The sequence below is a fragment of the Siculibacillus lacustris genome (genome assembly GCF_004328075.1).
Classification (GTDB): Bacteria; Pseudomonadota; Alphaproteobacteria; order Rhizobiales; family Ancalomicrobiaceae; genus Siculibacillus; species Siculibacillus lacustris.
In genome coordinates, this window is sequence record NZ_SJFN01000005.1 from 61,319 (window position 1) to 84,924 (window position 23,606).

Sequence of the window (23,606 nt, forward strand, 5' to 3'; positions counted from 1 at the left end):
GATCGGCGCCGACGGTGTCTTCCCGTACCCGTCCGTTCTAGGCCGAACGCCGAGGGGAGCCAACGGCCCCCCTCGGTTTCTCGATCACTTGGCCTTGATCGCCTCGAGCAGCGTCTCGCCGAGCCGCGCCGGCGACGGCGACACGTGGATGCCGGCCTTGGCCATCGCCGTCATCTTCGACTTGGCGTCGCCCTTGCCGCCCGACACGATCGCCCCGGCATGGCCCATGCGCCGTCCCGGAGGCGCCGAGACGCCGGCGATGAACCCGGCCATCGGCTTCTTGATCGGATGGCCCGTCAGGAACTCCGCGGCCTCTTCCTCGGCCGAACCGCCGATCTCGCCGATCATGATGATCGACTCGGTCTCCGGATCGTTGAGGAACATGTCGAGCACGTCGATGAACTCGGTGCCCTTGACCGGGTCGCCGCCGATGCCGACCGCCGTGGTCTGGCCGAGGCCGACGTCGGTGGTCTGCTTGACCGCTTCATAGGTCAGCGTGCCGGAGCGCGACAGGATGCCGACCGAGCCGCGCTTGAAGATGTGGCCCGGCATGATGCCGATCTTGCATTCGTTGGGGGTCAGCACGCCCGGGCAGTTGGGGCCGATCAGCCGCGACTTGGAGCCCTTCAGCGCCTTGCCGACCTTGATCATGTCCGCCACCGGAATGCCCTCGGTGATGCACACGATCAGCGCGATCTCGGCGTCGATCGCCTCCAGGATGGCGTCCGCCGCGAAGGGCGGCGGCACGTAGATCGCCGAGGCGTCGGCGCCGGTGGCCGCCTTGGCCTGCCACACGGTGTCGAACACCGGCAGATCGAGATGCCAGCCGCCGCCCTTGCCCGGCGTCACGCCGCCGACCATGTGGGTGCCGTACTCGATCGCCTGTTCGGAATGGAAGGTGCCCTGCGCGCCGGTGAAGCCCTGGCAGATGACCTTGGTGTTCTTGTCGACCAGAATGGACATCGTTCACGCTCCCCGCACGGCCTTGACGATCTTCTGAGCCGCGTCGTCCAGGTTGTCCGCCGGGATGACGTTGAGACCGGACTCGCGGATGATCTGCTTGCCCAGCTCCTCGTTGGTGCCGGTCAGGCGCACCACCAGAGGCACCTTCAGTCCGACCGCCGTCACCGCCGCGAGCACGCCGCGGGCGATGATGTCGCACTTCATGATGCCGCCGAAGATGTTGACCAGGATGCCCTTCACCTGCGGATCGGAGGTGATGATCTTGAAGGCCGCGGTGACCTTCTCTTCCGAGGCGCCGCCGCCGACGTCGAGGAAGTTGGCCGGGCTCTCGCCGTAGAGCTGGATGATGTCGAGCGTCGCCATCGCCAGGCCGGCGCCGTTGACCATGCAGCCGATGGTGCCGTCGAGCGCGATATAGGCGAGGTCGTACTTCGAGGCCTCGATCTCCTTGGCGTCCTCTTCCGTCTCGTCACGCAGCGCGACGATCTCGGGATGGCGGAACAGCGCGTTGGAATCGAAGTTGACCTTGGCGTCGAGGACGCGCAGGTCGCCTTCCTTGGAGACGATCAGCGGGTTGATCTCCAGCATCGCCATGTCCTTCTCGACGAAGGCGCGATAGAGATCGCCGACCAGCTTCACCGCCTGCTTGATCTGCTTGCCTTCGAGGCCCAGCGCATAGGCGATGTTGCGGCCGACGTAGGGCTGATAGCCCGCCGCCGGATCGACGTGGAAGGTGTGGATCTTCTCCGGCGTGTCGTGGGCCACCGTCTCGATGTCCATGCCGCCTTCGGTGGAGACCACGAAGCCCACCGAACCGGTGGCGCGGTCGACCAGCGCCGACAGATAGAGCTCGCGGGCGATGTCGGACCCGTCCTCGATGTAGAGGCGGTTGACCTGCTTGCCGGCCGGACCGGTCTGCACCGTCACCAGGGTGTGGCCGAGCATCTCCTTGGCGAAGGCCTTGACCTCGTCGACCGACTTGGCCAGCCGCACCCCGCCCTTGGCGTCGGCGGGCAGTTCCTTGAACTTGCCCTTGCCGCGGCCGCCGGCGTGGATCTGCGACTTGACCACCCAGAGCGGGCCGCCCATGTCCTTGGCCGCCTTGACCGCCTCGTCGACGGTGAACGCGGGGATGCCCCGCGAGACCGGCAGACCGTAGTCGCGAAGGAGAGCCTTCGCCTGATATTCGTGGATGTTCATCGCCCCGTCTCGCCTCGACTCTTGGCCTCGAAAAATTTCGTTGCGGAGGTCGTCGGGACCGGCGCCGCCTCGTCCGGCATGCAATGGGCGAGGATCCCGCGCGGAGATCCGCCGCCATCGCCGGACGGGTGCTCGAAGACGGTGCGCGTTCCTCCCTCCCCGACGAGGAAACCCCGCCGGGGATCGGAGCCGGATGAACCGGCTCCCGCGCATCGATCGACCGCTCCCGTGAGACGCCCCCTCCCAGGGACGCCGAAGGTAGTCCGTTCGAACCGGCGGCTCAGGCGAGCGCCGGCTGGATCTGCTTGCAGGCGTCGATCAGCCCGGTGACCGAGGCCACCGACTTCACGAACATCTCCTGCTCGGTCGCGTCGAACTTCACTTCGACGATCTTCTCGACGCCACCGGCGCCGATCAGCGCCGGAACGCCGACATAGAGCCCGTTCTGGCCGTACTGGCCGGACAGGTAGGCCGCGACCGGCAGGATCCGCTTCTGGTCCTTGAGGTAGCTCTCGGCCATGGCGATCGCCGAGGTCGCCGGCGCGTAATAGGCCGAACCAGTCTTGAGCAGCGCGACGATCTCGCCGCCGCCGCCGCGGGTCCGCTTGACGATCGCGTCGAGCTTCTCCTGGGTCAGCCAGCCCATCTCGATCAGCGCCGGCAGCGGCACGCCGCCGACCGTCGAATAGCGCACCAGCGGCACCATGTCGTCGCCGTGGCCGCCCAGCGTCATCGCATGGACGTCCTTGACCGACACGCCGGTGGCTTCGGCGAGGAACCAGCGGAAGCGCGCCGAGTCGAGCACGCCGGCCATGCCGACGACCTTGTTGGTCGGCAGGCCGGAGAACTTCTGCAGGGCCCACACCATGGCGTCGAGCGGATTGGTGATGCAGATGACGAACGCGTCGGGGGCGTACTGCTTGATGCCCGCACCGACCGCTTCCATCACCTTGAGATTGATCGAGAGGAGATCGTCACGGCTCATGCCCGGCTTGCGCGGCACGCCCGCGGTGACGATGACGACGTCGGCACCGGCGATCGCTTCGTAGCTCGAGGCCCCCGTGAGGCCGGCATCGAAGCCTTCGACCGGAGAGGATTCGGCCAGATCGAGCGCCTTGCCCTGGGGTACGCCGTCGACGATGTCGAACAACACGATGTCGCCGAGTTCCTTGAGTCCGGCGAGATGAGCGAGCGTGCCACCGATCTGACCCGCCCCGATCAGGGCGATCTTTTTCCGCGCCATTTCAGAGGTTTCCCTTCAAATGAGAGGAGGTCGCTGCGACATCCTGTCGTCGGGTTCGATACTCTGTTCCGAACGGGGGTGCAAGTCGGCCGAAGGTTTATTACGCAGTGCGAAAGAGCCCGGAAAAGCGGCACTATCCGGGCATTCCTGCAAGAGATTTCAGGTTCGGAAGGATCGCCCGCGCACCGCGCCGCACCCTCCGGAAGAGGGGGGTCAGGCCCCCATGTAACCGCCGTCCTCGTCCTCGTCGCCGACCGCCCCGCCCTCGCCGGTCAGATGCGGCTCGGCGGCGTATTCGGTCGAGCGCATCTCGGTCAGGCGCGACACGGTGCGGGTGAACTCGAAGGTCTCCGCCCCGGTCGATCCGGTCCACAGGCCGTCCGGCGCCACCGCCGCCGAGGCGATCACCTTGACGCGGGCATCGTAGAAGGCGTCGACGAGGTTGATCAGCCGCTTGGCGGCGTTGCGCCGGTCGCCGTCGAGCGCCGGGATCCGCTCGATCATCACGGTGTGGAAGCGCCGGGCGATCTGCACGTAGTCGGCCGCCGACAAGGGCCGGTCGCACAGTTCCGCGAAGTCGAAGCGCGCGAAACCGCCGCAGGCCTGGGGCACGTCGATTGAGCGACCGCGAAAGGGGATCGCCTCGCGCTGCGACGGCCGATGACCGGTGATGCGGAACCACCGTTCCTCCATCGACGCATCGGTCTCCGGCCCGAGCGGCATCGACCACACCGCGTCGCCGTCGGTCTTCTCCATCCGGTAGTCGGTCGCCGCCGACAGTTCGACCACGTCGACGTGGCGGCCGAGCAGACCGATGAACGGCAGGAACAGCGCCCGGTTGAGCCCGTCCCAGTAGAGCCGTTCGGGCGCCACGTTGGAGGTCGCGACCACCACCGTGCCGAGATCGAACAGGTTCTCGAACAGCCGCCCGAGCACCATCGCGTCGGCGATGTCGTAGACCGCGAATTCGTCGAAGCACAGCAGCCGCGTCTCGGCGGCGATCTCCACCGCCACCGGCCGGATCGGGTCGTCGCCCTTCAGCGTGCCGGCGAGGATCGCCTGGCGGGCGCGATGGATGCGGTCCTGGGCATCGGCCATGAAGGCGTGGAAATGGGCGCGCCGCTTGCGCGCCACCCGCGAGACCTCGAAGAACAGGTCCATCAGCATGGTCTTGCCGCGGCCGACCTCGCCCCACACGTAGAGGCCGCGGATCGCCTCGCGCTTCTCGGCCTTGCGCCCGAACAGCCAGCCGAGCGCCGAGCCCTTGACCGCCAGATCGGCGCAGAAGATCTGCTCGTCGAGCTGGTCGAGGCGGCGCGCCAGCTTGACCTGGGCGGGATCGATCGACAGCTCGCCGGTCGCCACCTGCGCCCGATAGAGCCCTTCGACCGTGTGGGTCTTCTCTTCGTTGGTCGCCATGCCGCGTCCGCCCCCGTCGGCGGCGGCCCGCCCGATCACGACCGCCGTTCGCCCTCGCGACGGGTAGCGAGGGACGCGCGTCGAGTCAAAGTGGGAATAGGTCGGACGCGGCGCACGCTCACTCCGCGGCGAGCGCCGGGAGGTTCGGCCGATCGAGCCGCGCGAGGTTGACGCGCAGGCGGTGGCGGGTCGGCGCCATCGCCGCGGTGGCGATGCCCGACATCACCGCGATCGGATCGCCCTGGCCGGCGAAACCGCGGCCGACCGCCAGACCCGCCTCCAGCGTCGCGGCCATCGCGCCTTCCATCAAGGCATCGAACTTTTCGACGATCATCCTGAGCGGCTCGTCCGGGGCCATCGCCGACGGGCGGGTCATCGCCCCGATGGCGGCGTCGGTGCGCAGCGCCACCACCCGCGGCGCCAGGGCGGCGATCTCGCCATAGGCCTCGCCGAGGCGCGTCAGAGCCGCGAAGGATGCGCCGAAACCGTTCATGCCGTGCCCATACATCGCGCTCTCCGTCCGCCACGCGTGGTGGCTGCCTCTCGTACCGCCCGCGGGGCGGTCGCCGTGGCGTCGGGTTCGCACCTCACCAGCGGCGGAAGATACAGGATTTCTGTGCAATGCGATAGGGTCATGTTGCACTGCAGCATTTCTCGTCGAATCGACCCGGCGAACACCGCCGCGACCGGCTCGCCTCCGGCTTCTCCCTTGGCGAAGCCGTCGCGATCGGCTATGCGAACCACGGCGATCCACCGAGATCGGCCCAGTCGGAGACCGCAGCGATGGCCGAACTGTTGAGCCCCTCCGCCGTCGAGGCGGCCCATGCGCGGATCGCCCCCCATGTGCGCCGCACCCCGGTGACGATGGTCGAGGGCGCCGCCTTCGGTCTCGCCGAGCCGGTGTCGCTGAAGCTCGAGCTGCTCCAGCACACCGGATCGTTCAAGGCCCGCGGAGCCTTCAACAATCTGATCGCCCGTTCGGTTCCCGCGGTCGGCGTCACCGCCGCTTCGGGCGGCAATCACGGCGCCGCCGTCGCCTATGCCGCCGCCTGCCTCGGCCACCGCGCCCGCATCTTCGTGCCGACCGTGGCCAGCCCGGTGAAAATCGAGCGCATCCGCGCCTATGGCGCCGACGTGGTGGTCGAAGGCGACCGCTATGCCGATGCCGCCCTGCTCTGCGACGCCCACGCCGAGGCCTCCGGCGCGCTCAAGATCCATCCCTTCGACAGCCCCTACACCATCGCCGGCCAGGGCACCGTGGCGCGCGAATGGGAAGAGGACGCCGACGGCCTCGACACCGTGCTGGTGGCGGCCGGCGGCGGCGGCCTGGTCGCCGGCACCGCGCTGTGGTTCTCCGGCCGCGTCCGGGTGATCGCCGTCGAGCCGCAGGGCAGCTGCGCCCTCCATGCGGCACGCGCCGCCGGCCGCCCGGTCGACGTCGAGATCGAATCGATCGCCGTCGACAGCCTCGGCGCCAAACGGGTCGGCGATCTCGTCCACGCCATCGCCACCGACCACGTCGCCGACTGCCTGCTGGTGCCCGACAGCGCCATCGTCGAAGCGCAGATGCGATTGTGGACCACCTTGCGGATCGCCGCCGAGCCCGGCGGCGCCACCGCGCTCGCCGCCCTCCTCGCCGGCGCCTATGTCCCTCGTCCCGGCGAACGCGTCGGCGTCCTCGTCTGCGGCGGCAACGTCGACCTCGCCGCCCTCGCCGCTCTCGTCGGCTGATCCACCTCCGCCCGTCGGCGGCCCGCAACCGGAGATCGCCCATGCTTCCGCAGCGTCTGATGAAGGGCTACGCCGCCTTCCGCGCCGGCCGTTGGCTCACCGAGACCGAGCGCTACCGCCACCTCGCCGAGGCCGGCCAGACGCCGGAGGTGATGATCGTCGCCTGCTGCGACAGCCGCGCCGCGCCGGAGCTGATCTTCGACGCCCCGCCCGGCGAGCTGTTCGTCGCCCGCAACGTCGCCAATCTGGTGCCGCCCTATGCGCCGGACGGCGAGTATCACGGCACCTCCGCCGCCCTCGAGTTCGCCCTGATGGGCCTGCGGGTGCGCCACATCGTGGTGATGGGCCACGGGCGCTGCGGCGGCATCGCCGCGGCGCTCGCCAAGGATTCGACCCCGCTGTCGCCGGGCGACTTCATCGGCAAGTGGATCTCGCTGCTCGAGGAACCGGCCGCCGCCTGCCGCTGCGATCCGACCATCGCGCCCGAGGATCAGCCGACCCGCCTCGAGCATCTGGCGATCGCCCATTCCCTCGCCAATCTGCGCACCTTTCCCTGTGTCGAGACGCTGGAGGCTTCCGGCCGCCTGACCCTGCACGGCGCCTGGTTCGACATCGCGCTCGGCGAACTCCACGTGCTCGACGAGCCCTCGGGCGAGTGGATCCGCCTCGACACCCCGACCGCCGCCTGACGCCCCTCCCCGTTGAAGCGCCGCCGCGGCCCCGATAAAAGGGTCCCGCCGCGGCGCGCGGACCCCTCACGAACGGACATCGACCATGGCCTCCTTCAATCTGTTCCTTCTCCCCGGCGACGGCATCGGCACCGAGATCATGGTCGAGGTGGAGAAGGTCGTGGCCTGGTTCCAGGCCCGCGGCATCGCCCGCTTCGAGACCGAGCGCGGGCTGGTCGGCGGTTCGGCCTACGACGTCCACGGCAAGGCGATCTCCGACGCCGACATGGCGCTGGCGCAAGCCTCCGACGCGGTGATCTTCGGCGCGGTCGGCGGCCCCAAGTGGGACGCCGTGCCCTACGACGCCCGCCCCGAGGCGGGCCTGCTGCGCCTGCGCAAGGACCTCGGCCTGTTCGCCAATCTGCGTCCGGCGATCTGCTATCCGGCGCTCGCCGACGCCTCGTCGCTGAAGCGCGAGATCGTCGAAGGCCTCGACATCCTGATCGTCCGCGAACTGACCGGCGGTGTCTATTTCGGCGAGCCCAAGGAGATCGTGACGCTCGAGAACGGCGAGAAGCGCGCCGTCGACACCCAGGTCTATTCCACCCACGAGATCGAGCGGATCGCCCGCGTCGCCTTCGAACTCGCCCGCACCCGCCGCAACAAGGTCTCCTCGGCCGAGAAGCGCAACGTCATGAAGACCGGCGTGCTGTGGAACCAGGTGGTCACCCGCGTCGGCCGCGAAGAGTTCGCCGACGTCGAGCTCGAGCACGTGCTCGCCGACAACTGCGCCATGCAGCTGGTCCGCCGGCCCAAGCAGTACGACGTCATCTGCACCGACAACCTGTTCGGCGACGTCCTGTCCGACATCGCCGCGATGCTCACCGGCTCGCTCGGCATGCTGCCCTCGGCCTCGCTCGGCGAGACCGATCCGGTGACCGGCAAGCGCAAGGCGATGTACGAGCCGGTCCACGGCTCGGCCCCCGACATCGCCGGCAAGGGCCTCGCCAACCCGATCGCCATGATCGGTTCCTTCGCCATGGCGCTGCGCTATTCCCTCGATCTCGGCGACGCCGCCGACCTCCTGGAGACGGCCATCGCCGCCGTCCTCGACTCCGGCCTGCGCACCGCCGACATCGCCAAGGTGGGCGAAAACACGGTCTCGACCAAGGAGATGGGCGACGCGGTGATCGCCGCCCTGGACCGCCTCGCGGTCTGACGCGCCCCTCCCCCGCTCCCGATTCGACGCCCGCCCCGCTCCGTCCACGCGACGGTGGCGGGGCGGAGTCGTTCGGGGGTCGGCTTTGTCGTTGCATCCGGCTGCACACAGTTTAGGCTGGCGCGTCGTCGATCAGTTCCTGCCAGCGAGCCCGACCTTGGCCATTCAGACCGCCCTGCATCATCTCACCGCCTATTCCTATGACCGCCCCGTCCAGCTGGGGCCGCAGATCATCCGGCTGAGACCGGCCCCCCATTGCCGGACCAAGGTCACCAGCTACTCGCTGCGGGTGACCCCGGAGCCCCATTTCGTCAACTGGCAGCAGGACCCGCACGGCAACTGGGCGGCGCGCTTCGTCTTCCCGGAGAAGACCACGGAGTTCCGCATCGAGGTCGATCTGCTCGCCGAACTGGCGGTGTTCAACCCCTTCGACTTCTTCCTTGAGGATTATGCCCAGAGCTTCCCCTTCACCTATCCGCCGGAACTGGCCGAAGAGCTGAAGCCCTATCTGGCGCCCGAGCCGACCGGCGAACGTTTCGAGGCCTATCTCGCCGGCGCCCGCCGCGAGGCGACCCCGACCGTCGACTTCCTGGTCGCGCTGAATCAGAAGCTGTCGCAGGACATCCGCTACGTCATCCGCATGGAGCCCGGGGTCCAGGAGCCCGAGGAGACCCTCGAACTCGCCTCCGGCTCGTGCCGCGACACCGCCTGGCTGCTGGTCCAGCTCGCCCGCCGCCTCGGCCTCGCCGCGCGCTTCGTCTCCGGCTACCTGATCCAGCTGCGGCCCGACGTGAAGGCCCTCGACGGCCCCTCGGGCACCGACCACGACTTCACCGATCTCCACGCCTGGGCCGAGGTCTATCTGCCCGGCGCCGGCTGGATCGGCCTCGACCCGACCTCCGGACTGTTCGCCGGCGAGGGCCATCTGCCGCTCTGTGGCACGCCGCACTATCGCTCGGCCGCGCCGATCACCGGTCTGGTCGAATATGCCGAGGTCGAATTCGATTTCCAGATGCGGGTCGACCGCATCGCCGAGAAGCCGCGGGTCACCGCCCCCTTCTCCGACGACGCCTGGGAGGCGCTCGACGCCCTCGGCCGCCGGGTCGACGAGGATCTCGCCACCCACGACGTCCGCCTGACCATGGGCGGCGAGCCGACCTTCGTGTCGATCGACGACTACCAGTCGGCCGAATGGAACACCGCCGCGGTCGGGCCGACCAAGCGCGAACGCGCCGACGACCTGATCCGCCGGCTGCGCGACCGCTTCGCCCCCGGCGGCTTCCTCCACTACGGCCAGGGCAAGTGGTACCCCGGCGAAAGCCTGCCGCGCTGGGCCTTCGGCCTCTATTGGCGCAAGGACGGCCGACCGATCTGGCGCGATCCGGCGCTGATCGCCCGCGAGGGCGGCCGCCGCGACGCCGACTTCGAAGCCTCGCGGCGGATCGCCGAGGGCATCGCCGAGCGTCTCGACATCGGCGCCGACTACGTGATGCCGGCCTACGAGGACCCCGCCCATTGGCTGGTCCAGGAGGCCAAGCTGCCGGTCAACCTCGATCCGTCTGATTCCAAGCTGGAGAACGCCGAGGACCGCCACCGCATCGCCCGGGTGTTCGACCACGGCCTGACCCGGCCGACCGGCCACGTCCTGCCGGTCCAGCGCTGGAACGCCGCCGCCGGCACCGGCTGGTATTCGGAGAAGTGGCGCCTGCGCCGCGAGCGTCTGTTCCTGATTCCCGGCGATTCACCGGTCGGCTACCGCCTGCCGATGGCGACCCTGCCCTACATCCCGCCGAGCAGCTATCCCTACATCATGGAGCGCGATCCCTTCGCCGAGCGCCCCGATCTGCCCGATCCCGACGATCTCGCCCAGATCTACCGCCGCACCGGCCCGGCCGAGCGCCTCACCCAGCGCTTCGTCGAGGAAATCGGCGCCGACAAGGTCCGCACCGCCCTGTCGGTCGAGGCCCGCGACGGCATCCTCAACGTCTTCATGCCGCCGGTCGAGACGCTCGACGACTATCTCGAGCTGATCGCCGCGGTCGAGGCGACGGCCGAAGCGACCGGCCTGCCGGTCCACATCGAGGGCTATCCGCCGCCGTGGGACCCGCGGCTCGAGGTGATCAAGGTCACCCCCGACCCGGGCGTGATCGAGGTCAACGTCCAGCCGGCCGAGGATTGGCCGACCTGCGTCGCGATCACCACCAAGCTCTACGAAGAGGCCCGCGCCTCGCGGCTCGGCACCGAGAAGTTCATGGTCGACGGCCGCCACACCGGTACCGGCGGCGGCAACCACGTGGTGGTCGGCGCCCGCGCCCCCGCCGACAGCCCGTTCCTGCGCCGGCCCGACCTGCTGAAGAGCCTGGTGCTCTACTGGCAGCGCCGGCCCTCGCTCAGCTACCTGTTCTCCGGCCTGTTCATCGGCCCGACCTCCCAGGCCCCGCGCATCGACGAGGCCCGCCACGACGGCCTCTACGAGCTCGAGATCGCCATGGCCCAGGTGCCGGCCCCCGGCGAGGGCTATGCGCCCTTGCCGTGGGTCGTCGACCGGCTGTTCCGCAATCTCCTGGTCGACACCTCGGGCAACACCCACCGCACCGAGATCTGCATCGACAAGCTGTTCTCGCCCGACGGCCCGACCGGCCGCCTCGGTCTGGTCGAGTTCCGCTCCTTCGAGATGCCGCCGGACGCGCGCATGTCGCTCGCCCAGCAGCTGCTGATCCGGGCGCTGATCGCCTGGCTGTGGCGCGAACCCCAGACCGGCGACTTCGTGCGCTGGGGCACCGCCCTGCACGACCGCTTCATGCTGCCGCACTTCGTCCGCGAGGACTTCCAGGGCGTGCTCGCCGACCTGCGTCACGCCGGCTACGAATTCGATCCCCTGTGGTTCCAGGCCCAGTACGAATTCCGCTTCCCGTTCTACGGCAAGGTCGAACACGGCGGCGTCGCCCTCGAGGTCCGTCAGGCCCTGGAGCCCTGGCACGTCACCGGCGAGGAGGGCGCGGCCGGCGGCACGGTGCGCTACGTCGATTCCTCGGTCGAACGGCTGCAGATCCTGGCGACCGGCCTCAACCCGTCGCGCCACATCGTCACCTGCAACGGCCGGGCCCTGCCGATGACCTCGACCGGGCGTTCCGGTGAGGCGGTGGCCGGGGTGCGCTACAAGGCGTGGCAGCCGGCTTCGGGCATCCACCCGACCATTCCGACCAATCCGCCCCTGACCTTCGATCTGATCGACCGCTGGACCAACCGCTCGCTCGGCGGCTGCGTCTATCACGTCGCCCACCCGGGCGGGCGCAACTACGAGACCTTCCCGGTCAATTCCTACGAGGCGGAGGCGCGCCGGCTCGCGCGTTTCGTCGAACACGGGCATACTCCCGGCTTCGTGCACGTGCCGCCCGCCGAGCGGACCGACGAACATCCCCTGACCCTCGATCTCAGGCGCCCGCCGTCGCGGCTCTGAGGGGGAACCGAGCGGAGACGTCCGTGGCGCCGATGCAGTTGGAACTGGCCATGCCGTGGGGTCGCGGCACCGACCCTGCCGTCGCCGCGCTGGTCGGCGGCTATCGCGGGCTGCCCGGTGTCCACGACGAGATGATCGACGCCGAAGGTCGGGTGCGGCCGCACTGGCTGCCGGTGCTGTCCCACCTCGCCGGCCTCGGCGCGGTCGAGACCGCCACCCGCTTCGCCGGTGCCGACCGCTATCTGCGCGAATCCGGCGTCGTCTACCGGGTCTACGGCGAGGGCGGCGACGTCGACCGGCCGTGGCCGCTCGCCCATCTGCCGATCGTCCTGACCGAGGCCGACTGGGAAAAGCTCGCCGAAGGCGTGGTCCAGCGCGCCCGCCTGTTCGAGGCGGTGCTCGGCGACCTGATGGGCGACGCCACCCTGGTCGCCGACGGCGCCGTGCCGGCGGCGATCGTCGCCGGCAATCCCGAATTCCTGCGTCCGCTCGCCGGGGTCCGCCCCGCCGACGGCCATCACCTCCACCTCTACGCCGCCGACGTCAGCCGCGCCCCCGACGGCCGCTGGTGGGTCTTGGCCGACCGTACCCAGGCGCCGTCGGGCGCCGGCTACGCCATCGAGAACCGCATCGCCCTGTCGCGGGTCCTGCCGGAACTGTTCGATTCCCTCGGCGTCGAACGGCTCGGGCCGTTCTTCCAGGCGCTGCGCTCCGGCCTCGTCGAGGCGAGCAGCCGCGACGACGCCCGCGTCGCCCTGTTCAGCCCGGGCCCCTGGAACGAGACCTATTTCGAACATGCCTTCCTCGCCCGCTGCCTCGGCTTCCAGCTGGTCGAAGGCGGCGATCTCGTCGCCTCCTCGGCCGGCGTCTCGGTGCGCACCGTCGAGGGCCTGGAGCCGGTCGACGTGCTGCTGCGCCGCGTCGACGCCGACTTCTCCGACCCGCTCGAGCTGAACCCCGGTTCGCGCCTCGGCGTGCCCGGCCTCACGGAGGCGGTGCGCGCCGGTCGGGTGGTGGTCGCCAATGCGCTCGGCTCCGGCCTGGTCGAGGCGCCGGCGCTCACCGGCTATCTGCCCGGCCTCGCCCGCCGCCTGCTCGGCGAACAACTGCTCCTGCCCAACGTCGCGACCTGGTGGTGCGGCGAACCCGCGGCGCGGGCGACGGTGCTGCGCAATCTCCAGGATCTCGCCCTGGCCCCGGCCTTCGGCCGCTCGCTGCCCGGCATCCTCGACAGCGCCGGCGTGCTCGGCGCGCGCCTGTCCAAGGCCGATCGCGAGCGTTACGTCGCCAAGGTCGAGCGCCGCGGCGTCGATTTCGTCGGCCGCGAACCGCTGCGCCTGTCGACCGCGCCGATCTTCGACAAGGGCCGCCTCGCCCCGCGCCCCTTCTCGATCCGCATCTTCGTCGCCCGCACCCCGACCGGCTGGCGGGCGATGCCCGGCGGCCTCGCCCGTTTCTCCGAACGCGAGGACGCCCGCTTCCTGTCGATGCAGCGCGGCGGCCGCTCCGGCGACGTCTGGGTGATCGGCACCGCCCCGGCGACCCGGCCCGAGGTCCGCCTGCTGCCCGAGCCAGACGCCGCCGAGATCCGCCGCGACGGCGGCATCCTGCCGGCCCGCGCCGCCGACAACCTGTTCTGGTTCGGCCGCTACGTCGAACGCGCCGAGACCACCCTGCGCCTGCTGCGCGGCCTCGACGGCAACGACGACGGCGTCGTCGAGATCTCGCCCGATCTCGCCCGCCGCATCGCCCGCCTGCTGGTCACCTGGGGCGCGGCGGAGGAGGACGACGACCCGGTCGCCGAGAGCGCCCTGTGGGGCGACGGCTCCGGCTCGGTCGCCTCGCTCGTCGCCGAGGCCCATCGCACCGGCGCGGTGGTGCGCGACCGTCTGTCGCCCGACGCCTGGCGCGCCCTGATCGACCTGCGCGATCGCCTGCGCGACCCCGACGCCGCCCACCGCCGCGACCTGTTCGGCGAGATCGAGAAGGCCCTGCGCACCATCGCGGCGATCGTCGGCCTCGCCCACGAGAACATGAACCGCCGCGAGGGCTGGCGTTTCCTCGACCTCGGCCGGCGCATCGAGCGGGCGATCGGCCTGTCGCGCTCGGCCCGCCGCTTCGCCGAGGACGGCACCGACGTCGACGCCCTCGATCTGCTGCTCGACCTCGCCGACGGCCGCCTGACCTATCGCATGCGCTATCTCGCCGGCTCGGCCCGCCGCCCGGTGCTCGATCTGGTGCTGCTCGACGAGGCCAATCCGCGCGCCGTGGCCTTCCAGGTCGCGCGCATCCGCGAGCATCTCGCGGCGCTGCCCGGCCGCCACGGCGGCATCCCCGATGCCGCCGATCGGATCGTCGCCCGCCTGACCGAGATCCTCGCGGCGAGTGACCCGGCGATCTTCGACACCACCCGCATCGAAGCCATCGTCGCCGATCTGATGGCGTTGTCCGACGCCGTCACCACCCGCTGTTTCGGCCATGCCTCGCCGGTCGCCGCGGCCACGGATGCCCTCGAGGAGTGAGCGGGTGCGCTACGACATTTCCCACGTGACGGTCTACGACTGGGGCGTCCCCGTACCCTTCGCCGACTGCCGCGTCCGCCTGACCCCGGTCGAGCGCCCGCGCCAGCACGTGCTGACCGCGCGCCTAGTGCTGGAGCCGGTCGCCGCACTCGCCGTCGACGGGCTCGACTTCTTCGGCAACCACGTGCTGCGCACCGCCTTCCGGGTGCCACACCGTCGGTTGACCATCCGCTCCACCGCCACCGTGGTGGTCGAGCCGCCGCCGTCGCTCGAACCCGACCCGACTCCGGTGTGGACGGCGATCCGCGAAGCGACCGCCCGCTCGCGCGGCCTGCTGCCCAGCGATCCGGTGCAGTTTCTGTTCCCGAGCCGGCGCATCGCGCTGGCCCCGGCGGTCACCGCCTGGACCGCCGAGAGCTTTCCCGAAGGCCGCACGATTCTCGCCGGCGCCCTCGATCTGACCCGGCGGATCTGGGAGGACTTCACCTATGCCCCCGGCGAGACCGACGTCGGCACGCCGCTGCTCGACGCCTTCACCGCCCGCCACGGCGTCTGCCAGGACTTCGCCCATGTGATGATCGCCGGATTGCGCGGCCTCGGCCTGCCGGCGGCCTATGTCGGCGGCTACCTGCGCACCGTGCCGCCGCCCGGCCGCGAGCGCCTGGAAGGCGCCGACGCCATGCATGCCTGGGTCGAGGTGTGGTGCGGCGCGACGCTCGGTTGGCTCGGCTTCGATCCGACCAACGGCATCGTCGCCGCCGAGGACCACATCGTGGTGGCCGTCGGCCGCGACTATTCCGACGTGTCGCCGGTGTCCGGGGTGCTGGTCACCACCGGGGCGCAAGGCCTGTCGGTGGCCGTCGACGTCGTCGAGAGCCCCGATCCCGACGCCGCCGAGGCGCCGCCTCAGCCGGTGACCACCACCGGCGAGCCGACCGGCACCCGTCGGTAGAGATCGATGATGTCGTGGTTGAGCATGCGGATGCAGCCCGACGACACCGCCTTGCCGATGCTCGACGGATCGTTGTTGCCGTGCAGCCGGTAGAGCGTGTCGCGATCCCCCTGATAGAGATAGAGGGCGCGCGCGCCGAGCGGATTGTCCGGCCCGCCGGGCATGCCCGACGCCCATTTGGCGGCTTCCGGATCGCGCAGGGTCATCTCGTGCGGCGGCGTCCAGGTCGGCCATTCGGCCTTGCGCCGGATCGTCGCCCGGCCGGACCAGGCGAAGCCCTCGCGCCCCACCCCGACGCCGTAGCGCACGGCGCGGCCGCCTTCGAGCACCAGATAGAGGTGACGCTCCGACGGCGCCACGATCACCGTGCCCGGCCGTTCCGGCCCGTTGAAGGCGACCACCTGGCGCAGATATTCGGGATCGATCTCGGAGAGGTCGAGCGCGTCGAGCGGGAAGCGTTCGTCGTCGATCGGGCCGTAGATCGTCGCGTAGGAATCGGCACCGCGATGCGGGCCGCCCGCCTCGAGCCGGTAGCGTTCGGCGTAGATCACCGGCGTGCAGCCGGCGGCGAGCGCCGCCATGGCGCCGACCAACAGTGCGCGACGCGTGGTCCGACCACCGGTGGTCGCCCGCTCGTTCCCGTTCGACGTCTCGAATTCCATCATCCTGATCCGACCTTCGTTTTCCGGTCCGCCCGTCCCGGTACGGCTCCGCTGGGGAAACGCACCGGGCCCGCGCCCGTTCCGTCCATCTGCGCCGAGACCGGTCGGTCCTGACACCTCGGCAACCGCGATCGCCCACCGACCTTCTGGATCGGGGCGGAATGCGGCGAGATCATGGGAAAGTGGCAGAAGTCGATGACGGCGCGGGCGGTTTCCGGCGACTGTGACATCGATCCGACGCACACGCGGCGATCAACAGATCGTGAGCCCGAACCGGGTCCGGAACGGCGCCGCGGTCCCGGCCCGCCTCACAGGCGGCCGGCCTCGATGATCCGCTGCAGGAACGACCGGGTGCGCTCGTCGTGGGGATCGGAGAAGATCTCCGCCGGCGGCCCTTCCTCGTGGACGACGCCGCCGTAGAGGAAGCACACCTTGCTCGCCACTTCCTTGGCGAAACCCATCTCGTGGGTCGCCAGCACCATGGTCATGCCCTCCTGGCGCAGGTCGCGCACGATGTTGAGCACTTCCGAGACCAGTTCCGGGTCGAGCGCCGAGGTGATCTCGTCGAGCAGCAGCACGATCGGATCCATCGCCAGGGCGCGCACGATCGCCACCCGCTGCTGTTGACCGCCCGACAGCCGGTCGGGGAATTCGTCGGCCTTCTTGTCGAGCTGGATGCGGGCGAGCAGTTCCATCGCCCGCTCGCGCGCTTCCTTGCGGCCGAGCCCGAGCACCTTGATCGGCGCCGCGGTGATGTTGTCGACCACGCTCATGTGCGGGAACAGATTGAAGCTCTGGAACACGATGCCGACGTCGCGCCGCAGCGCGTCGAGATCGACGCCCGGCCCCGACACCCGGTCGCCGTGCAGCCGGATCTCGCCGCCGTCGATCCCCTCGAGCCCGTTGATGCAACGCAGCAGGGTGGACTTGCCGCAGCCCGAGGGGCCGATCAGGCACACCACCTGATGCTCCTCGACGTCGAGGGTGATGCCGTTGAGGACCGGCACGACGCCGCCGTAGGTCTTGCGCACGTCGCGGATTTCGACCAGTGCCATCGCTCGTGTTCTCCGGAGATGTCGGGGGCCGGGGCGGATCTCAGCCGCCGGCCCGCATCCGCTTCTGGTCGCGCTCGATCAGCTTGTCGACGAGCCGGGCCTGCGGAATGGTGATCAGCACGAACAGGACCGCCACCGTCGTCACCGACGACAGATTGAAGTGGTTCGAGGCGATGATCTTGGCCTGATTGAAGGCGTCGACGGTGCCGATCACGCTGACCAGCGCCGTGTCCTTCTGCAGACTGATGAAGTCGTTGAGCAGCGGCGGGATGATCCGCCGCACCGCCTGGGGCACCACCACGTAGCGCAGCGTCTGGGAATGGGAGAAACCGAGCGAACGCGCCGCCGCCGTCTGGCTCCAGTGCACGCTCTCGATGCCGGAGCGGTAGACCTCCGAGACATAGGCGCCGTAGGTCAGGGTCAGCGCCAGGATCGCGAACATCGTCGGCGTCATGTCGCGCAGGATCGGCAGATCGGTCAGCGGCAGGCCGAAACCGACCAGATAGATCGCGATGATCGCCGGCAGGCCGCGGAACAGATCGACGTAGGCCGTGGCGATCAGCCGGATCGGCGCACCGGCCCGCCCCGGCGCCAGCCGCGCCACGGCGATCAGCAGGCCCCAGACCAGCACCAGGACCTCGGCGATCATGAAGATCTCGACGTTGACCCAGAAGGCCGAGGCCACCAGGGCGCCGGTCTCGAAGATCAGGCCGAGGTCGAAGAAGGTCTTGCCGACGGCGATCTCGTTGGCGATCAGGAACAGCCCGAACAGCAGCACGATGGCGAAGGCCACCGCATAGCCGATCGCCAGCCGCGACTTCTCCTGAGCGTCGGCGGTGGTCGCCCGCGCCTCGGCGAGATCGATGCGGATCAGGCGTCGGGCCTCGATCGCGGTCTGCAGACCCTTCACCGCCGGGACGAACAGCACCATCGCCAGCGCCGCGACCGAATAGAGCCCGACGTTGACCCAGGCGGTGTCGGCCGACAGGCTGTCGAGCGCCTCGCGGATCGATCCGGCGGTCCACACCGCCGACAGGACCGCGGCCGCCGCCACCAGGACGGCCAGCGATGCGAGCCCGACGACGGACCGGGGAGGCGCCGGCTTCCACTGCCGCGTGGGGCGCGGCGCCCGCGTTCGGTCGACCGCCGAAGCTTCCGAGGATTCGTCCATCGATTCGCACGCTCGCTCGTGGCGGGTCGCCGCGTCGGACGACCCGGACTGCACCGGGGCGGAGCGATCACCGGTTCGGCCGCGCCGGCCCCGTGAGGGTCGACACGCCGCTTCGGACGGGACGCAGGCGCCCCGTCCGCCGGCAATCGGCTACGTCGTTGCCGATCAGGGCTTGAAGGCGGGGATCTTCGACATGTCCCCGGCGAGGTACTTCTTCTCGAGCTTCTTGGTGGTGCCGTCGGCGACCAGGGCGGCGATGATCTTGTCGATCGTCGCAGCGCTCGCCGCGCCCTTCGGGAACAGCGCGCCGTACTTCTCACCGGTCGAATACTGACCGACCACCACCTGCTTGCCGCCCGAGGTCGCGGCCTGCGGCACGACGATCGCCGTGTCGGTCATCGCCACGTCGATCTGGTTGGCCATCAGCGCGGTGAACATCGCCGGGGTGTCGGGGAACACCTTGGCCGGGGTCTTGGGCTTCAGGGTGTCGGCGACGAAGTCGGCGCCGGTGGTGCCCTGCTGCACGCCGATGCGCAGGTTCTTCATGTCGCCGGCCTCGACCTTCTTGCCCTTCTTGGCGAGCACGCCGACGTCGGAATCGAAGTAGGGCACCGAGAACTGCACCACTTCCTTGCGCTTGTCGGTGATCGAGATCTGCGACAGGGCGATGTCGAAGTCCTTGGTCTGGCCGGCGACCAGCGCGTCGAAGTCGACGTTCTTGACCACCACCTTGTCGAGGCCCAGACGCCAGGCGATGTTGGCGGCGAGGCAATATTCGTAGCCGTCCTTGATCGCTTCCGGGGTGTCGCCGTTGTTCCAGCCGGGGGCCGGCAGGTTGGTCTCGTAGGTCAGCTGACCGGCGATCGCCGGCTTGATCGAGAATTCGCCCTTCTTGCCGGTCACCTCGCAGTTGCCGATCTTGTCGGCGGCGACGGCGGCGAGGGACAGGGTCGCGACGGCGGTGAATGCGGCCAGGGCGACGCCGTAACGGGTCTTCGACGAGAATCTCATGGAAGTGGGCCTCTTATGGCGAAAGGCTGTGTCGAGCCCGGCGGGCGCCGGGTTCGTGGGCGTCATGTTAACGCCGAATTCGCCTTTGGGAACCGGGAAAAAACCCTGACCTGCACAGAAAATGTCGGAAGGATTTTCTCGTCTCGCCGCCTGCTCAGGTCTTGGGCACGCGTCCGCGCCGCAGGTCGCGGAGGATTTCCCGCGCCGCGTTGTGTCCCGGGGCCCCGGTGACGCCGCCGCCGGGGTGCGTCCCCGAGCCGCACATGTAGAGCCCGGCGATCGGCGCCCGATAATCGGCATGTCCCAGCGCCGGCCGGGCCGAGAACATCTGGTCGAGTCCGAGCGCCCCGTGGAAGATGTCGCCGCCGACGAGGCCGAAATCGCGTTCGAGATCGAGCGGCGAGAGGATCTGGCGGGCGATCACCGAGGCCTTGAACCCCGGCGCCTGGGCGTCGACGGTGGCGATCATCACGTCGGCGACGGTGTCGCGGACCGCGTCCCACGACCGCCCGTCGGGCAGGGTCGGGGCGACGTGCTGGCAGAACAGGCTGGCGACGTGGCAGCCCTTCGGCGCGAGGCCGTCGTCGAGGGTCGAGGGGATCAGCATCTCGACGATCGGTTGCGCCGACCAGCCGTGGAGGCGGGCGTCGAAATAGGCCTTTTCCATGTAGGCGAGGCTCGGCGCCACGACGATGCCGGCGCTGTGATGGTCGCCGACCTCGCGGCCGGGGCGGCAGGTGAAGCTCGGCAGCTCGCTCAGCGCCAGATTCATCCGGAAGGTGCCCGAGCCCGAGCGCCACGAAGCGATCCGCGCGCGGAAATCCGCCGGCAGGGTCGTCGGATCGAGCATCCGCTCGAACAGGAGCTTCGGATGGACCCCGGACACCACCGTCCGCGCCCGGATCACTTCGCCGGTGTCCGTGACCACCCCGACCGCCCGGCCCTTCTCGACCAGGATCTCGGCGACGCCGGTCGAGACCCGGATCTCGGCGCCGCGCGCCGCCGCCGACCGGGCCATCGCCTGCGAGATCGCCCCCATGCCGCCGATCGCATGGCCCCACACGCCGCGCCGGCCGTTGACCTCGCCGAAACAGTGGTGGAGCAGCACATAGGCCGATCCCGCGGCATAGGGGCTGGCATAGTTGCCGACCACCCCGTCGAAGCCGTAGATCGCCTTGATCGGATCGCTCTCGAACCACTGGTCGAGATAGTCGCCGGCCGAGCGGGTGAAGATCTCCAGGAGATCGCGCTGGCCCTCAAGGTCGAGCTTGCGGAAGCGATTTCCCAGCCGCCCGGCCGAGATCAGCTGCGGCAGCAGCGCCAGGACGCCGCGCCCGGTCACCACGTTGGGCGGCGTCTCCAGCACCACGTCGCGGATCACGTCGGCCATGCGATCGAGCCGCGCGCCATAGGCGTCGAGCCGCTCGGCGTCACGCGTCGAGAACTGGGCGAGCGAGGCCTGGGTCCGCCCCGGTCCGACCTCCAGCGCCCGCCCGTCGGGCAAGGGCAGGAAGTTCGACATCCGCCGCTCGACCACCCGGAGGCCGTGGCCGGCGAGGTCGAGATCGGCGATCACTTTCGGGTTGAGCAGCGACACCGTGTAGGCGGCGACCGAATTGCGGAAGCCGGGGTGGAACTCCTCGGTGACCGCCGCGCCGCCGACCACCGACCGGCGCTCCAGCACCGTCACCTTCAGCCCCGCCGCCGCCAGATAGGCCGCCGTCACCAGGCCGTTGTGGCCGCCGCCGACCACGATCGCATCCCGCATCGCCGATACTCCCCCGAGGTGTCGCGACGCCATCGGAAAGGCTTGTGATACGACTGTCAAGGAGGCCGGGTGCGGCACGTCGCCCGCGGGCGGGCGCCGCCGCCCCGTTCAGCAGATCCGCGGCAGTTGCTCGCCGGTCAGCCAGTCGACGATGCGGCCGCCGCCGAAGGACGTGGTCATCTGCACGAAGCTGCGATCGTCCTCGATCACTTCGCCGATCGCCACCGCCTCGCGGCCGAGCGGATCGGCACGCATCGCCGCCAGCACCGCCTCCGCGGCGCCCGCCTCGACCACCGCCACCAGCTTGCCCTCGTTGGCGACGTTGAGCGGATCGAGCCCGAGCAGCTCGCAGGCCGCCACCACCTGGGCCTTGATCGGCAGCGCCTCTTCGGCGATGCGGATGCCGACCCGCGACTGGGTGGCGATCTCGTTGAGGGTCGCGGCCAGCCCACCGCGGGTCGGATCGCGCATCAGCTTGAGACCGGTTCCGCCGGCCGCCACCATCGCCGCGGTCAGCCGGTGCAGCGCCGCCGAATCCGAGACGATCGCCGTTTCGAAGCCGAGATTCTCGCGGCTCGCCATGATCGCCACGCCGTGGTCGCCGATCGACCCGGACAGCAGCACCACGTCGCCCGGCCGTGCGCGGTCGCCCGAGAGCTCCACCCCCGGCGCCAGCACGCCGATGCCGGTGGTGGTGATGAACACCCCGTCGGCCTTACCGCGCTCGACCACCTTGGTGTCGCCGGTGACGATCGGCACCCCGGCCTCGCGGCTCGCCCGGCCCATGCTGTCGGCGATGCGCTTGAGGTCGGCGAGCGGGAAGCCCTCCTCGACGATGAAGCTGACCGCCAGATGCAGTGGCACCGCCCCGCCGACCGCGACGTCGTTGATCGTGCCGTGCACGGCGAGCGAGCCGATGTCGCCACCGGGGAAGAACAGCGGCGTGATCACATGGGCGTCGGTGGCCATCACCATCCGGCCGCCGGGGACCAGCGGCACGTCGAAGGCCGCCTGATCGTTGCCCTGGTCGAGCCAGGCATTGGAAAAGGCGTCGCGGAAGATCTCGTCGATCAACTGCGCCGAGGCCCGTCCGCCGGCCCCGTGCGAGAGATCGACGCGGCCGCTCTTCACGTCCATGCGGCGCCGACGCAGCCGCGGTTCGCGGGTCTCGCTCACGACGCGGCCCTCCCGGCGCTCGCCCGCGCCCGATCGCGGAAGCGGCCGTAGGTCCAATGCGCCGCGCAGGCGCCCTCCGACGACACCATGCAACTGCCCATCGGCGTCTCCGGCGTGCACACCGTGCCGAACAGCCGGCAGTCGGCGGGCTGCTTGGCGCCGATCAGGATCGTCCCGCACTCGCAGGCCGGATTGTCGGAGGCGACGATCGGCGTCATGGCGAAACGCCGTTCGGCGTCGAAGGTCGCGTAACGCTCGCGCAGCCGCAGCGCCGAGTGCGGGATCGCCCCGAGGCCGCGCCATTCGAAACTGTCGCGCAATTCGAACACCTCGTCGACCAGCGCCTGGGCGGCGCGATTGCCTTCGGGCGTGACCGCGCGGATGTACTGGTTCTCCACAGCGGTGCGGCCTTCGTTGACCTGACGCAGCAGCATCAGGATCGACTGCATCACGTCGAGCGGTTCGAAGCCCGAGACCACGATGCGCTGGGCGAACTCCGCGACGAAGGTGTCGTAGGGCTTGGTGCCGATGATCGCCGAGACATGGCTGGGGCCGAGGAACCCCTGGATCCGCACCGGCGGCAGCCCGCCGGTCTTCGGCGCCTCGAGGATCGCCCGGATCGCCGAAGGGGTCAGCACGTGGTTGCAGAAGATCGAGAAATTGGTGAGCCCCCGGGCTTCCGCGAGCTTCACCGCCATGGCGCTCGGCGGGGTGGTGGTCTCGAAGCCGATGGCGAAGAACACCACCTGACGGTCCGGCCGCTCCTCGGCGATGCGGATCGCGTCGAGGGTCGAATAGACCATGCGGATGTCGGCGCCCGCCGCCTTGGCCTTGATCAGGCTCGCGCCGCGCGAGCCCGGCACCCGCATCAGATCGGCATAGGTGGCCAGCGTCACGTCCGGATTCTTGGCGAGCTCGATCGCCTCGTCGACGCGACCGATCGGCAGCACGCAGACCGGACAGCCCGGCCCGTGGATCATCCGCACGTTGGCCGGCAACAGGTCCTCGAGGCCGTAGCGCGAGATCGCGTGGGTATGGCCGCCGCAGAATTCCATGAAGGCATAGTCGCGCGTCGGATCCGCCTCGGCGGCGATGGTCGCGGCGATGGCGCGCGCCAATTTGCCGTCGCGGTATTCGTCGACGTGCTTCATGCCATCGCCTCCGCCGGCGCCCCCGCCGCTTCGGCGAGCAGCGCCAGGGTGCGCTCCGCCTCCACCGCGTCGATCTTGGACAGCGCGAAGCCGACATGGACGATCACGTAGTCGCCGACCGCGAGGTCTCCGACCAGCGCCGTGGAGATCTCCTTGACGACGCCGTCGAGGCCGACCCGGGCCATCCCGTCGGGCAGAATTTCGCGGACCTGCGCCGGAATGGCGAGACACATGG

The 23,606-nt window shown here is 69.9% G+C and carries 19 protein-coding genes; 6 read left to right on the plus strand and 13 right to left on the minus strand.

The window, feature by feature from the left end; translation table 11 throughout:
- Positions 1 to 84 precede the first annotated feature (84 nt).
- From sucD to EYW49_RS04890, 5 genes are all read right to left on the minus strand, one after another.
- A complete protein-coding gene (gene sucD / locus EYW49_RS04870) occupies positions 85 to 963 on the minus strand; it encodes a succinate--CoA ligase subunit alpha (RefSeq protein WP_131306789.1) in 879 nt (292 codons plus the stop codon).
- A 3-nt stretch (positions 964 to 966) separates the two neighbouring features.
- Positions 967 to 2,163: an ADP-forming succinate--CoA ligase subunit beta gene (gene sucC / locus EYW49_RS04875; RefSeq protein WP_131306791.1), complete on the minus strand. Its 1,197-nt coding sequence runs from the start codon at positions 2,161 to 2,163 to the stop codon at positions 967 to 969.
- A gap of 280 nt (positions 2,164 to 2,443) precedes the next feature.
- Positions 2,444 to 3,406: a malate dehydrogenase gene (mdh, locus tag EYW49_RS04880; RefSeq protein WP_131306793.1), complete on the minus strand. Its 963-nt coding sequence runs from the start codon at positions 3,404 to 3,406 to the stop codon at positions 2,444 to 2,446.
- 213 nt (positions 3,407 to 3,619) lie between these two features.
- Positions 3,620 to 4,825: a cell division protein ZapE gene (gene zapE, locus EYW49_RS04885; protein ID WP_131306795.1), complete on the minus strand. Its 1,206-nt coding sequence runs from the start codon at positions 4,823 to 4,825 to the stop codon at positions 3,620 to 3,622.
- A 118-nt stretch (positions 4,826 to 4,943) separates the two neighbouring features.
- Positions 4,944 to 5,333 (minus strand): hypothetical protein, encoded by a 390-nt coding sequence (locus EYW49_RS04890; protein WP_131306797.1) that lies wholly within the window; start codon positions 5,331 to 5,333, stop codon positions 4,944 to 4,946.
- A gap of 275 nt (positions 5,334 to 5,608) precedes the next feature.
- Between EYW49_RS04890 and EYW49_RS04895 the strand changes: the two genes are divergently transcribed.
- From EYW49_RS04895 to EYW49_RS04920, 6 genes are all read left to right on the plus strand, one after another.
- On the plus strand, positions 5,609 to 6,556 hold the full coding sequence (locus EYW49_RS04895; RefSeq protein WP_131306799.1) for a threonine/serine dehydratase: 948 nt from the start codon (positions 5,609 to 5,611) through the stop codon (positions 6,554 to 6,556).
- Between the two features lie 41 nt (positions 6,557 to 6,597).
- The gene (locus EYW49_RS04900; protein ID WP_131306802.1) at positions 6,598 to 7,245 is read left to right on the plus strand and encodes a carbonic anhydrase; all 648 of its coding nucleotides are present in this window, start codon (positions 6,598 to 6,600) and stop codon (positions 7,243 to 7,245) included.
- An 85-nt stretch (positions 7,246 to 7,330) separates the two neighbouring features.
- Positions 7,331 to 8,443: a 3-isopropylmalate dehydrogenase gene (gene leuB / locus EYW49_RS04905; protein ID WP_131306804.1), complete on the plus strand. Its 1,113-nt coding sequence runs from the start codon at positions 7,331 to 7,333 to the stop codon at positions 8,441 to 8,443.
- A 157-nt stretch (positions 8,444 to 8,600) separates the two neighbouring features.
- Positions 8,601 to 11,903: a transglutaminase family protein gene (locus EYW49_RS04910; protein WP_131306806.1), complete on the plus strand. Its 3,303-nt coding sequence runs from the start codon at positions 8,601 to 8,603 to the stop codon at positions 11,901 to 11,903.
- A 32-nt stretch (positions 11,904 to 11,935) separates the two neighbouring features.
- Positions 11,936 to 14,425, plus strand: a complete 2,490-nt coding sequence (locus tag EYW49_RS04915; protein WP_228259504.1) for a circularly permuted type 2 ATP-grasp protein — start codon at positions 11,936 to 11,938, stop codon at positions 14,423 to 14,425.
- A gap of 4 nt (positions 14,426 to 14,429) precedes the next feature.
- Entirely contained in the window at positions 14,430 to 15,377 is a 948-nt protein-coding gene (locus EYW49_RS04920; RefSeq protein WP_131306808.1) for a transglutaminase family protein, read from the plus strand.
- Here the strand turns inward: EYW49_RS04920 and EYW49_RS04925 are convergent.
- The 8 genes from EYW49_RS04925 to EYW49_RS04960 all read right to left on the minus strand — a co-directional run bounded on the left by EYW49_RS04925 (position 15,332) and on the right by EYW49_RS04960 (position 23,604).
- On the minus strand, positions 15,332 to 16,039 hold the full coding sequence (locus EYW49_RS04925; RefSeq protein ID WP_131306810.1) for a L,D-transpeptidase: 708 nt from the start codon (positions 16,037 to 16,039) through the stop codon (positions 15,332 to 15,334). The genes EYW49_RS04920 and EYW49_RS04925 overlap by 46 nt on opposite strands.
- Positions 16,040 to 16,347: 308 nt before the next feature.
- Complete coding sequence (locus EYW49_RS04930; RefSeq protein ID WP_131306812.1) at positions 16,348 to 17,094, minus strand: amino acid ABC transporter ATP-binding protein; 747 nt, start codon at positions 17,092 to 17,094, stop codon at positions 16,348 to 16,350.
- A gap of 40 nt (positions 17,095 to 17,134) precedes the next feature.
- The gene (locus tag EYW49_RS04935) at positions 17,135 to 18,265 is read right to left on the minus strand and encodes an amino acid ABC transporter permease (protein ID WP_131306814.1); all 1,131 of its coding nucleotides are present in this window, start codon (positions 18,263 to 18,265) and stop codon (positions 17,135 to 17,137) included.
- A gap of 165 nt (positions 18,266 to 18,430) precedes the next feature.
- Positions 18,431 to 19,276: an ABC transporter substrate-binding protein gene (locus EYW49_RS04940; RefSeq protein ID WP_131306816.1), complete on the minus strand. Its 846-nt coding sequence runs from the start codon at positions 19,274 to 19,276 to the stop codon at positions 18,431 to 18,433.
- A gap of 154 nt (positions 19,277 to 19,430) precedes the next feature.
- Positions 19,431 to 21,044 (minus strand): phytoene desaturase family protein, encoded by a 1,614-nt coding sequence (locus tag EYW49_RS04945; protein WP_131306818.1) that lies wholly within the window; start codon positions 21,042 to 21,044, stop codon positions 19,431 to 19,433.
- A gap of 108 nt (positions 21,045 to 21,152) precedes the next feature.
- On the minus strand, positions 21,153 to 22,181 hold the full coding sequence (hypE, locus tag EYW49_RS04950; RefSeq protein ID WP_131307006.1) for a hydrogenase expression/formation protein HypE: 1,029 nt from the start codon (positions 22,179 to 22,181) through the stop codon (positions 21,153 to 21,155).
- 35 nt (positions 22,182 to 22,216) lie between these two features.
- Entirely contained in the window at positions 22,217 to 23,371 is a 1,155-nt protein-coding gene (hypD, locus tag EYW49_RS04955; RefSeq protein WP_131306820.1) for a hydrogenase formation protein HypD, read from the minus strand.
- Positions 23,368 to 23,604, minus strand: a complete 237-nt coding sequence (locus EYW49_RS04960) for a HypC/HybG/HupF family hydrogenase formation chaperone (protein ID WP_131306822.1) — start codon at positions 23,602 to 23,604, stop codon at positions 23,368 to 23,370. Before EYW49_RS04960 ends, hypD begins: the two co-directional genes overlap by 4 nt.
- Between the last annotated feature and the right edge of the window lie 2 nt (positions 23,605 to 23,606).

Coding starts and splice junctions, on each gene's coding strand:
- sucD (WP_131306789.1), bottom strand. CDS start 963: ATGTCCATTCTGGTCGACAAGAACACCAAGGTCATCTGCCAGGGCTTC.
- sucC (WP_131306791.1), bottom strand. CDS start 2,163: ATGAACATCCACGAATATCAGGCGAAGGCTCTCCTTCGCGACTACGGT.
- mdh (WP_131306793.1), bottom strand. CDS start 3,406: ATGGCGCGGAAAAAGATCGCCCTGATCGGGGCGGGTCAGATCGGTGGC.
- zapE (WP_131306795.1), bottom strand. CDS start 4,825: ATGGCGACCAACGAAGAGAAGACCCACACGGTCGAAGGGCTCTATCGG.
- EYW49_RS04890 (WP_131306797.1), bottom strand. CDS start 5,333: ATGTATGGGCACGGCATGAACGGTTTCGGCGCATCCTTCGCGGCTCTG.
- EYW49_RS04895 (WP_131306799.1), top strand. CDS start 5,609: ATGGCCGAACTGTTGAGCCCCTCCGCCGTCGAGGCGGCCCATGCGCGG.
- EYW49_RS04900 (WP_131306802.1), top strand. CDS start 6,598: ATGCTTCCGCAGCGTCTGATGAAGGGCTACGCCGCCTTCCGCGCCGGC.
- leuB (WP_131306804.1), top strand. CDS start 7,331: ATGGCCTCCTTCAATCTGTTCCTTCTCCCCGGCGACGGCATCGGCACC.
- EYW49_RS04915 (WP_228259504.1), top strand. CDS start 11,936: ATGCAGTTGGAACTGGCCATGCCGTGGGGTCGCGGCACCGACCCTGCC.
- EYW49_RS04925 (WP_131306810.1), bottom strand. CDS start 16,039: ATGGAATTCGAGACGTCGAACGGGAACGAGCGGGCGACCACCGGTGGT.
- EYW49_RS04930 (WP_131306812.1), bottom strand. CDS start 17,094: ATGGCACTGGTCGAAATCCGCGACGTGCGCAAGACCTACGGCGGCGTC.
- EYW49_RS04935 (WP_131306814.1), bottom strand. CDS start 18,265: ATGGACGAATCCTCGGAAGCTTCGGCGGTCGACCGAACGCGGGCGCCG.
- EYW49_RS04940 (WP_131306816.1), bottom strand. CDS start 19,276: ATGAGATTCTCGTCGAAGACCCGTTACGGCGTCGCCCTGGCCGCATTC.
- EYW49_RS04945 (WP_131306818.1), bottom strand. CDS start 21,044: ATGCGGGATGCGATCGTGGTCGGCGGCGGCCACAACGGCCTGGTGACG.
- hypE (WP_131307006.1), bottom strand. CDS start 22,181: ATGGACGTGAAGAGCGGCCGCGTCGATCTCTCGCACGGGGCCGGCGGA.
- hypD (WP_131306820.1), bottom strand. CDS start 23,371: ATGAAGCACGTCGACGAATACCGCGACGGCAAATTGGCGCGCGCCATC.
- EYW49_RS04960 (WP_131306822.1), bottom strand. CDS start 23,604: ATGTGTCTCGCCATTCCGGCGCAGGTCCGCGAAATTCTGCCCGACGGG.